This is a genomic window from Bacteroides sp. An19, assembly GCF_002160215.1.
In the GTDB taxonomy this organism is placed as follows: Bacteria; Bacteroidota; Bacteroidia; order Bacteroidales; family Bacteroidaceae; genus Phocaeicola; species Phocaeicola intestinalis.
In genome coordinates this window covers 1-10,590 of sequence record NZ_NFKD01000092.1, presented here as the reverse complement: position 1 = coordinate 10,590, position 10,590 = coordinate 1, and the positions used below count along the sequence as shown (strand labels likewise).

The 10,590-nt window shown below is 41.3% G+C and carries 10 protein-coding genes; 6 read left to right on the top strand and 4 right to left on the bottom strand.

All coding sequences use genetic code 11. The features are described from left to right. Positions 1–476: 476 nt before the first annotated feature. On the bottom strand, positions 477–1,469 hold the full coding sequence (gene nadA, locus B5F25_RS19720; RefSeq protein WP_087212757.1) for a quinolinate synthase NadA: 993 nt from the start codon (positions 1,467–1,469) through the stop codon (positions 477–479). Between the two features lie 442 nt (positions 1,470–1,911). On the opposite strand from nadA, the gene B5F25_RS19715 reads away from it, so the two are divergent. After that, positions 1,912–2,451 carry an RNA methyltransferase gene (locus B5F25_RS19715; protein WP_022039080.1) on the top strand — a complete coding sequence of 180 codons (540 nt, stop codon included), beginning with the start codon at positions 1,912–1,914 and terminating at the stop codon, positions 2,449–2,451. Between the two features lie 61 nt (positions 2,452–2,512). On the opposite strand, the gene B5F25_RS19710 is transcribed toward B5F25_RS19715, so the two are convergent. Then, positions 2,513–3,064, bottom strand: coding sequence for a DUF4294 domain-containing protein (locus tag B5F25_RS19710; RefSeq protein ID WP_225226404.1), 552 nt, complete (start codon positions 3,062–3,064; stop codon positions 2,513–2,515). A 166-nt stretch (positions 3,065–3,230) separates the two neighbouring features. Between B5F25_RS19710 and B5F25_RS19705 the strand changes: the two genes are divergently transcribed. The 4 genes from B5F25_RS19705 (at position 3,231) to B5F25_RS19690 (ending at position 7,573) form a co-directional block, all read left to right on the top strand. Continuing rightward, positions 3,231–5,255, top strand: coding sequence for a helix-hairpin-helix domain-containing protein (locus B5F25_RS19705; RefSeq protein ID WP_239414027.1), 2,025 nt, complete (start codon positions 3,231–3,233; stop codon positions 5,253–5,255). 173 nt (positions 5,256–5,428) lie between these two features. Further along, positions 5,429–6,208 carry a radical SAM protein gene (locus B5F25_RS19700; RefSeq protein ID WP_087212751.1) on the top strand — a complete coding sequence of 260 codons (780 nt, stop codon included), beginning with the start codon at positions 5,429–5,431 and terminating at the stop codon, positions 6,206–6,208. A gap of 286 nt (positions 6,209–6,494) precedes the next feature. Further along, positions 6,495–6,974, top strand: a complete 480-nt coding sequence (locus B5F25_RS19695; protein WP_087251580.1) for a sigma-70 family RNA polymerase sigma factor — start codon at positions 6,495–6,497, stop codon at positions 6,972–6,974. A gap of 14 nt (positions 6,975–6,988) precedes the next feature. Next, positions 6,989–7,573 carry a hypothetical protein gene (locus tag B5F25_RS19690; protein ID WP_022039283.1) on the top strand — a complete coding sequence of 195 codons (585 nt, stop codon included), beginning with the start codon at positions 6,989–6,991 and terminating at the stop codon, positions 7,571–7,573. 66 nt (positions 7,574–7,639) lie between these two features. On the opposite strand, the gene B5F25_RS19685 is transcribed toward B5F25_RS19690, so the two are convergent. Beyond that, positions 7,640–9,583: a glycoside hydrolase family 97 protein gene (locus B5F25_RS19685; protein ID WP_087251582.1), complete on the bottom strand. Its 1,944-nt coding sequence runs from the start codon at positions 9,581–9,583 to the stop codon at positions 7,640–7,642. 272 nt (positions 9,584–9,855) lie between these two features. On the opposite strand from B5F25_RS19685, the gene B5F25_RS19680 reads away from it, so the two are divergent. Beyond that, positions 9,856–10,296: a DUF6078 family protein gene (locus B5F25_RS19680; RefSeq protein ID WP_022039281.1), complete on the top strand. Its 441-nt coding sequence runs from the start codon at positions 9,856–9,858 to the stop codon at positions 10,294–10,296. 54 nt (positions 10,297–10,350) lie between these two features. Here B5F25_RS19680 and B5F25_RS22025 read toward each other — a convergent pair. Then, a partial coding sequence (locus B5F25_RS22025) for a hypothetical protein (RefSeq protein ID WP_162614462.1) occupies positions 10,351–10,590 on the bottom strand: 240 nt, incomplete at its 5' end.

Sequence of the window (10,590 nt, the reverse complement as noted above, 5' to 3'; positions counted from 1 at the left end):
CAAAATGCTGCTATACAACATATTACAGGACGAATATTCTTAAAACTGATGAAAAATGGCCGAAACGGATACTCATTAATATAATTATACGCGCGCGAAGGGCACACAGGACAAAAAAACATCCCCACACATCCAGACGGACATAAGTGGTAAGGCAGGACCACTTATGTGAAACGGCAGGGGTACTTATGTGAAACGGGCAACCCACTTATGTTCATCAAAAGGCATGCTTGAATCTGGGAAATCCACAAGAATAATGGGACTATCAAAAAGAAGCCGGACCAAACGTACGGACATAAAAAAAGGAGTACCGCTGTACTCCAACCTTTGTTAACCTTAAATCTAATACTATGAAAAACACAGTACAAAGGTACGAACTTCTACGGAATATGCAAGCTTTTTCATAACAAATAGATGTTTTATAATACGTTTTAAGAAATTTGCCAGCATACCCTAAAGTTTTTAACAAATCTTTTTTACAAACCCAATCTAGCAGATATGTCCAACATCTTTTGTATAGGTTTAATGGCTTTTTCAGCTATCTTTCCATCAACCTTCACTTCCGGCCACTCATATTTCAACGTATTATACAGTTTTGAAAGTGTGTTCAATCGCATAAAATTACATTCGTTACAAGCACATGTACTATCTTCTGGTGGAGCAGGTATAAAATTTTTATCCGGACATTTTTTACGCATTTCATAAAGAATACCACTTTCTGTAGCTACAATAAAGTTTTTCTTATCACTCTCTACAGCATATTTCAATAGTCCGGCAGTAGAAGCTACTTTATCTGCTAATTTCGCAACCGGTCCTTTACATTCGGGATGCACCAGTATTGCAGCATCAGGATACTGCTTTTTCAGTTCTAAAATCTTTTCAACGGAAAACTTTTCATGCACATGACATGCACCATCCCACAGCAACATATCTCTTCCGGTTACAGAATTTATATAGTTCCCCAAATTCTTGTCAGGACCAAAAATTATCGGTTGGTCTTGAGGAAAACTTTCAACGATTTGCTTGGCGTTTGTAGAAGTTACCACCACATCGGTCAATGCCTTCACCGCGGCACTGGTATTTACGTATGAAATAACCACATGTTCGGGATGCTGATTGACGAACCGGGCAAATTCGTCTGCCGGACAACTATCCGCCAACGAGCATCCAGCATTCAAATCAGGAATCAACACCTTCTTGTCCGGACAAAGGATTTTCGCTGTTTCACCCATAAAGTGTACTCCACACATTACGATTATATCCGCATCGGTTTTAGCAGCCCATTGTGCCAATGCCAGACTGTCTCCTATAAAATCGGCTATTTCTTGTATTTCATCAGCTTGATAGAAATGCCCTAAAATAACGGCATTCTTTTCTTTACACAAACGTCTGATTTCGGCTTTCAAATCCATACCTTTGTCGATAGCTTCATCAGCATATCCCTTTTTCAACCATTCTTCTTTTTTCATATTCATATTTTTAAATCTTTTCTTTTTTAAGAAAATCTATGATTGTTATAATATCCCGTTGATAATGTTCGTAAAAATCAGGCAAAAATCTTGTTTTTTAAGTTATAAGTTCATGTTGTATTGCTATCAAGTGTTCATCAACAGGCTTATAATCTGATTATGCATTATTTATGTCTGCTATTCACTTACAGTTGATATGTGGCAAAGTTAAAAACTTTCTCTTAATGGTCTTGGTATTTTCTATTAAAAAATCTGTTTAAACCTGTGATGAAACTTTTCTTTTTCTTTTTTTGAAAGTTCGATTTCATCTGTCTATAAAGATTTATCCGAATAAACCAAGATAAAGTTTTTATTTTCTATGCATTCTTTTTTTACAGGTTTTCAACCGTTTTCAACTGGGTTATGAATATACTTTTTATCTTTGCATCATAATTCAGCAATTATGGGAACATTAAGAAAATTGAAAGTAACCGAAATGCACCGTCTGACGGTAGACGAATTTAAGGAATCCCGAAAACTTCCTCTTGTCGTCGTGTTAGACGAGGTGAGAAGTTTACACAATATAGGTGCGGTATTCCGTACATCGGATGCTTTTTTGGTAAACAGTATTTATCTATGTGGCATTACGGCTACTCCGCCACATCCGGAAATGCATAAAACAGCACTTGGAGCCGAATATACAGTTGACTGGAAATATTTTAAAAATACCGAGGATGCTGTAAATGAATTGCATACGATGGGATATACTGTATTTGCTATTGAACAATGCGAGGGAAGTACGATGTTAGACAAACTGGTTTTGGAAACAGATAAAAGGTATGCTGTAGTGTTGGGAAATGAAGTAAAAGGAGTAAAGCAAGAGGTTGTGGATATGTGTGATGGATGCATCGAAATCCCCCAATTCGGCACCAAACACTCTTTGAACGTGTCAGTTACAGCAGGGATTATTTTATGGGAATTTGCTAAGGAGTTGGCGAAGTGACATGCAGTTTGAACGCTGAAACACAGATACGTGGTTTGGATGATCTGTGTTTCTATAAACTTTATAATTGTCCGTTTTCCACCAGTACCACAACCCGTTCAGTCAGTTTGTCTTCATCTTCGGGATGATACTCTTTTTTCAGGCTGGCACCGAAGAGTGCAGCGAAAGTTTGGTAAAATCCTGCTTTGAAAGGTCCCATAAATGCTTTTACCAGTTGATAGGATGACTGGTTACACTCACGGTTCACCAGCTTTATCAACAGTTTCCCTTGCGAGAATGTTAGTTTCTTCATACGTGGAGTGTATTGCTCTTTCAGTCCTTTTTCTACTTTTTTGATATGGCGTTCGCGAGCTTTTTCATCGGGAAGCGTCATCAGGTATTCATAAGTTTCGATTACGGCACGGTTTACTTCTTTTGCCAATGGCAGGGTTTTTTTTACATCCCTTACCAGTTTGTTGTAATATTTTCTTTGGCGTTTGTTTTTAAAATGCAGTTCGGGGTAAACATAGATGGTTCTCAGCGTTATATGAGGTATAGTATCTCCGTTGTACACACACACAGGTACTTTGTACATTGAGGCAGTACCCGAATGTGTTTGTGCTTTGGTTCTCATCGCGAAAACCAAAAACAGAACCAGTGCTATGTAGAGAGTTTTTTTCATAATGCGCAAAAATAGAAATAATAATGACTTGTAGTTAAACCCGAACAGAGCTTATACGAAAAATTAACGTATTTATCTCTGTTGAAAACTTGTGAATACCATGTTGAAACGATTATTTATGTTTTGTCTATCAATTGTTTGTGTATTAACACCCTTGTTGGCACAATCGGACTGGCTGGAATGGAATGAAGACATAGCAGCTCCTGAAGAACTGGCGGGCTGGCAGGAAAAATATGAAGAGTTGAGCGAAATAGCTGAACATCCTTTTAATATCAATACCATTACTAAGGAAGAATTGGAGCAATTACCATTTTTATCCGACCGGATGATAGAGAATATCTTGTATTATATCTACAAATACGGACCAATGCTTACCAAAAATGAACTGTTGGGAATAGAGGGAATGGACTGGCAGACACGAAAGTTTTTAACCGACTTTATCTACATCGGACCATCTGATAATGAAAAAGATAGACTTAAATGGAAAAACTTGTGGAAATACAATAAACAAGAGTTATTAACACGCTTGGACATTCCTTTCAACACTAAGGCAGGGTATGCCGGTTACGATGAAGAAACCTTGGCTGAAAGTCCTAACAAACGGTATTATGGCGATCCGTTTTACCATAATATACGTTATCGTTTTCAGTATCGTAATCAGATATATATCGGACTGACCGCAGAGAAGGATGCAGGAGAACCTTTTTTCGTGCAATACAACCGGAAAGGATATGATTCCTATTCGGGATATGTATTTCTTTCCAATTTTAAACGTCTCAAGACATTGGCCATTGGTAATTTTAAGGCTAATTTCGGGTATGGACTGGTGTTGAACATAGGAAGTTTTACTTTAGGAAAAGGAATGATAAACCAGAACCGTTTCGGACAAGGATTTACCAAATATACTTCAGTGGGAGAAGGGGAGTACCTGCAAGGGATAGCTGCCACTTATCAACTGGGCAGACGCTGGAATGTATCTGCTTTTTATTCGTTCAGGAAGCAGGATGCACGTGTTGAAAACGGGTTTATAAGGTCGTTGAAAACTGATGGATATCATCGGTTGAAAAAAGATATGGAGAAGAAACATACGGTATCCAATCACTTGACTGGATGTAATTTAACTTATAATGGGAAATACACAGAATTTGGATTAACTGCTGTGTATAATCGTTTTAACAAGATGTTGAATCCTGATGCACGTGATTATAATTTGTATTATCCACGTGGAATGTATTTTTATAATGCAGGTGTTTATTATAAATTCTTTCTGAACCGGTTTACATTTTCAGGAGAGACTGCTGTAGATAAGCATGGAAAAGTTGCTACGCTTCATGCACTCTGTTATCAACCGGCTGTTCATACTAATATTTTACTTATTCACCGGTATTATGACAAGCGTTATCAGTCGCTTTATGGGAATGCTTTCGGAGAAAACTCGAAACTTCAAAACGAGACAGGAGCTTATTTAGGATTGGAAACCAGTTTTTTAGGACAGTTCAAGTTTTTGTGTTACGGTGATTTCTTTCATTTTTTCTATCGAAAGTATCAGGTGGACCGTGACCATACATCGGGATTCGACGGATTATGCCAATTAAGTTATTCACCATCAAATTCACTCTCGATGTTAATAAAGTATACTTATAAGAACAAGGCTAAAAACTATACTTCTCCTGATGAAACAAAGTTTGTATTGCCTTACGTAAGGCAACGTTTGCATTACCAATGTTCGTATGCGCCAAGTGCATATCTTTCGTTGAAAGGAGTAGGAGAGGGAGTGATGACTTCGTATAACGGACGGGAAAAATCGAAAGGGGGATATGTGAGCGGTACGGTGAAAGGAAGTATTCCTCCAATTCCTGTTCAGGTATCATTGACAGGTACTTGGTTTCATACGCAAGATTATAATTCCCGAATCTATGTTTACGAACCCGGATTGCTCTATGCTTTTTCGATGAATTCGTTTTATGGCAAAGGTACCCGTATGGCAATCAACTTGAAATATACGTGGAAGAACCGTCTGATGATTCAAGCCAAATGGGGATGGACACACTATCAAGACCGGAACCGTATCAGTTCGGGTACTGAAGAAATACAAGGAAGTGATAAGGCGGACTTACAGGTGCAGGTGCGTTTGAAATGGTGATAAGCTGAAGATATATTACTTTGCCGTTTCAGTTATCTGTGCGAGCGGTAGCAGTTATCTGAAGCTGCCTCTGAAGCTGTCTATGAAGTTATCTTCATTTTATTCGCATTCATCTGCATCAATCTGCGTTACTTATTGTATATTTGCATGCGAATAGAAACATGTGAAAGCTTATGTCTACCATCATTTATCCTTCTCCCATTTTCGGACCCATTCATAGCCGTCGGCTGGGTGTATCGCTAGGCATTAATCTTTTGCCCGCTGACGGGAAATGTTGTACGTTCGATTGCATTTATTGCGAGTGCGGATACAATAAAGACCATCGTCCTCATGCGAAACTTCCTACACGCGAAGAAGTGTACAATGCTTTGGAACGCCGTCTGATAAATATGCAGGCAAATGGTCCTGCTCCTGATGTCTTGACTTTTGCCGGTAATGGTGAACCTACGCTTCATCCGCATTTTAAGGAAATCATCGAAGATACCATTACCTTGCGTAACCGTTATTTCCCTAATGCCAGAATAAGTGTGTTGAGCAATTCTACCCAAATACATCGTCCTGAAGTGTTCGAAGCGTTGTGCCGGGTAGACAATAACATTCTGAAGCTGGATACGGTAGATACTGCTTATATTAATAAGGTAGACCGTCCGGCAGGTTCATACGATGTAAATCGCATCATTGAAGGAATGAAGGCTTTCCAAGGCAATCTGATTATCCAGACCATGTTTCTGAAAGGAAAGACTGATGAAGGCGAAGATGTAGACAATACTTCGGATGTTTTCGTTCTCCCGTGGCTGGAAGTAGTAAAGGCAATAGCTCCCCGTCAGGTGATGATTTATACAATAGATAGAGAAACGCCCGATAGTTTTCTTCAGAAAGCTACTCACGAAGAACTCGATCGCATCGTGACTCTCTTGGAACAGGCTGGTCTCCGGGCAAGTGCTTCTTATTAAATGAATCGGGTACGGTGGTAGAAAGAAACAAGGCATAAATCTGAAATCGATGAAGTGAAAGTCTTTTGCTTTGTGTCTGAACCGTATCCGACAAACGAAGATATGATGACAAATTGTAAATTCGTCATTAGTAGCATAGCATTTTCTTTTTTCCAGTACTTTTGTGCTTTTCCTCTCTAGTAATTATCTTAATTCACCAGCATATTTTGTAGAAAAAATGTCTATTTTTGTGTAGTTTTCCCGTTGGTTGCTGCGTCTAATGGTTAAAAAACAACTTTTAAAGGATATGGAAACATTGGATACAACATTTGCGCAAATGGTGAAAGAGCATAAAAATACCATTTATACGGTATGTTTTATGTTTTCGAAAGATTCCGATGAGGTCAGTGACCTGTTTCAGGAAGTGCTCATCAACCTATGGAAAGGGTACAGTTCGTTCAGGCACCTCAGCAGTATGGATACGTGGATATGGAAGGTCAGTTTTAACACATGCATTTCTTACGAAAGGAAAAAGAAGAAACGGGCTGCTCTTCCGCTTGTCATGGACATCAATTTGTTTGAGGATAAAGATGAAGATGCCCGGCAAATCCGACAGTTGTATGACCGCATCCATCGGCTCAAGCCATTCGACCGTGCCATTGTTTTGTTGTGGCTGGAGAATATCAGTTACGAAGAAATAGGCGAGATTGTCGGGATTTCGGCTAAGAATGTATCCGTGCGCCTGTATCGTATCAAAGAAGAGTTGAAAAAAATGTCGAACCATTAAAAACATGCATCATTATGGAAAATCGTTCAGAGAGTTTCGAACTGGAAGATATGCGGCAGCAAATACAATTGCTGAAAGCTAAGTTGGAGAAAGAAACCATTGTCAGCGAAAAACTTATCAGGCAATCTACGCAAGACAAGGTTTCTTATATTGACCGGAAGAAGAAAACCGTTTATGTGTTGATTGGGTTTGCCCTTGTCTATTGCAACGTATATTTCATTCTGATGGGTTACTCGTGGATTTTTTGTGTGTTTACTTCTTGTTTCTTGCTGGTTGCCTGGTATTTTCAGCGTTATAATCATCGGGGAATCAGTGCGCAGGAAATAGCAGCTGCAAACTTATTGGATGTCAGCAAGGCACTGGTGCGCATGAATCGTTTGGGAGTAAGGTGGCTTTATTTCGGCATACCGTTTGCCCTTTGCTGGATTGCCTGGTTTATGGTGGAGAGTTACCCGAAAGTCGGAGGAGAAATTATCTGTTATGGCGGTACGGCAGGTTTCATTTTGGGAGCCATTTTAGGTGTGTCGCATCTTGTCAGCGTTCGTCGCAAGGCAAAAGAAGCTATCCGTGACATTGAAGAATATACCCGGATGAATTGATACAATAGACACGAAGACACATGGATGAAATATCCTTTGTGTCTTCGTGTTGGTGTGTTATTTTTTTTATTTCACCCATATCACGCCACCTTCGGGTTGGATGGTTACTTTTACTTCGGCTGGTTTCTTTATCTCTTGTTGTTCCAGTTGGGGAGTACGGTCTTTTGCATCTGAGTAGAACGATACTTTATCGCCTTTCTGGTACATTGGAAGATTTAAGGTTAGCTTCAACGGTTCTTTTCCGGCATTGATACCGGCTATGTACCAACGGTCTCCGTGGCGGCGTGCCAGTACGACATATTTGCCCGGATAACCGTCAAGGAATACTGTTTCGTCCCAGGTAGTGGGCACTTCTTTCAGGAAGTCGAGAGCCAGTTGGGGAGCATCGGTCAGGTTGTTTGGCGTGATGGCAAAGTTCTGAATCGGGTTTTGGAAGAGAACCGCCGTGGCAAGCTGGAATATATCGGTAGTTTTGCGGGTGGTTCCTCCATCATTCGTGCGGTTGTAACGCTTGTTCAGGAAGGTGCCGCCAAATTCCATACAGCCTACGGTATTGCGGATAAACGGGTGCAGGCAGGCATTGAAAGCTTCCATATCATCGAAGTGTTGATTGAATATCAAGTTTTCCGAAGCCAGTACTGCTTCGCTTCCCACATAGTTGGGATACATGCGTTCCCAACCGCGCGGGAGGGTACAGCCGTGGAAGATAACCATCAGGCCGTAGTCGTCGGCATCGCTCAGAATGGATTCGTACAGGCGCATGGTCTCCTGCTTGTCGCCTCCGAAGAAGTCTACCTTGATGCCTTTCACTCCGATTTTCTGCATCCATTTCATTTCCTGTTTGCGCTCAATGGGGCTGTCCATCCGGTTGGTAGGTCCCTGCACGATGTCGTTCCAATAGCCACTTGAACTATACCATAAGAACAGTTCTACGTTTTTCGAACGTGCGTACTTTACCAGTTTTTCTATCCCTTCACGTCCGATGTTTGTGTCCCACCAGTTGTCTATCAGGGCATAGTTGAATCCCATAGCCGAAGCCAGGTCGATGTAGCGCACTTGGTCATCGTAATTGATGCTGGCGTCTTGCCATACAATCCAGCTCCAGGTCCCTTTGCCATATTTATAAGTATGTCCGGAAGTGAAACGGGGTTTTACTACGTCCCAAGGCACAGTAGTTTCCACGATTGGTTTCAGTCCGTCGCCTACCGTAATCGTACGCCAGGGTGTTGTACCCGGAAGTGCCAGTCCTGCCGTTGTTGTTCCGTTTCCGTTATTCTCTTCCGGCATAGGGAAGGCGATGGTAAACAAACCTTCTGTAGTGGCATCGCTCAGGTGTGAGGCACAATATCTGTCATCTACTCCGGTCTCGCTGACCAATGCCCATCCGTCTTCACCGATGCGGAACAGGCCGGGGAAGGTAAATCCGTGGCCATATTGCGAGCGGGTGGTCAGTGGGGCATCAGGTGTGTATTCTTCTTCGTAGCTGGGTTTGGTGCGTTTCCAACCTATCATCGGGTCGCTTTGTGGCGTAAGGAAGGTGGTGGTATACGAAGGAAAATCGAACCCTGTTGTTTCGCGTTCGATGACGATACTGCCCGTATCGCCGTAACGGGGTATTTCGTAGCGGAAAGCTACATCGTTGTCGCTCACCCGGAAAGTCACGTCTATCGGTTTCTGCTCTGCATTCTGCAGGGTGACGGTCAGTTCATTGGCACGGTAGTTTACTTCCGATTGTTTGGTGCGGTCCATCCGGTAAGTTTCTTCGAGGGTGCGGTTTTTCTGGCTTATGTAAGTCATCCCTTGACTGAAGTCGCCTACATTGGATACGAAACCCAGCGGTGATTTTTCCAGCATGGTCTTGCCTTTGTAGGTTACAGAATAAAACGGGGTACCTGCTTCTACCGTAATGTCTACCTTGAGTTGGTTATCAGGACCTGATACGGTGGCTTGTTGCGCCCATGCCGGAGAGGTATCCAAGGCAAGGAGTAATAAAAATGCCTGTTTCTTCATCATGTTTCAATCTTGTTTTTACTGGTATTTGAAATATGGCGACAAGTTATCAATAATTTTCCGGATATGCAAATCTGTTCTGCTTATACTGTTGCGGTATAGCTTTGTGCATTTTCTCACCACAGGTACACAGAGTCTTTTAAATTTTTCCTTTGTGGTACTCTATGGCCTCTGTGGTGAATATTTTTGTTTTCGGCTTGCTTGTTTCCTAATAAAATTGTTCCTTTGTGTAAGAATGTGTTTTGAATTTCTACAAAAAGTTTTTCTTTATCATGATAAAAGAATTAGATTACAGCATCGTGCCGAAGAGGTTCGGGCATTGCCTGAACGGGAATTGCAAGCGCGCGGACAAGTGCTTGCGTTATCAGGTGACGAAATTCATTCCGGAAGACGTGCGTTACGTCTGCATGCTCAACCCCCAATGGAAGCAGACGGGAAAGAAGTGCACTGAGTTTCTTGATGATACGCCGGTGAAGTACGCTTACGGCTGGAGCAAGATGTTCGACAAACTGATGCACGAGAAGGCGATGGCGATAAAGAATGACTTGTTGTGCAGTTTCGGGAAAAATTTGTTTTATCGGCTGAAGCGGCACGAAAGGGCTTTCACGCCTCAGGCACAAGACTACGTGCGCATGGTATTCCGTAAATATGGCATCGCTGAAGAACCGGAATACGATTATTGCCAGTACGAATACACTTGGAAAAAAGAATGATAAGCTGTATGTATGCCGGTGCCTTTATTCACTAATATAAGTTCATCGGTGATTTTATATAATTGAAACTTTAGTTTTATTGCAATGAAACTTTAGTTTCAATGCAATAAAACTAGCTGAAACATTTATTGCGTGCGGAAAGCTTTCCTGTTGCGTGGGAGAATGCAATGCAATATAAGAAGCTGTTTTGAATTTCTCCAAAAAGTTTTTCTTGGCTTGATGTATCTGTTTTCGTGTGTGCTTTGGGCGATTTTTTGGTCCTTTTCGCTCCTGTTCTTCGTCAGATAGCCCGCT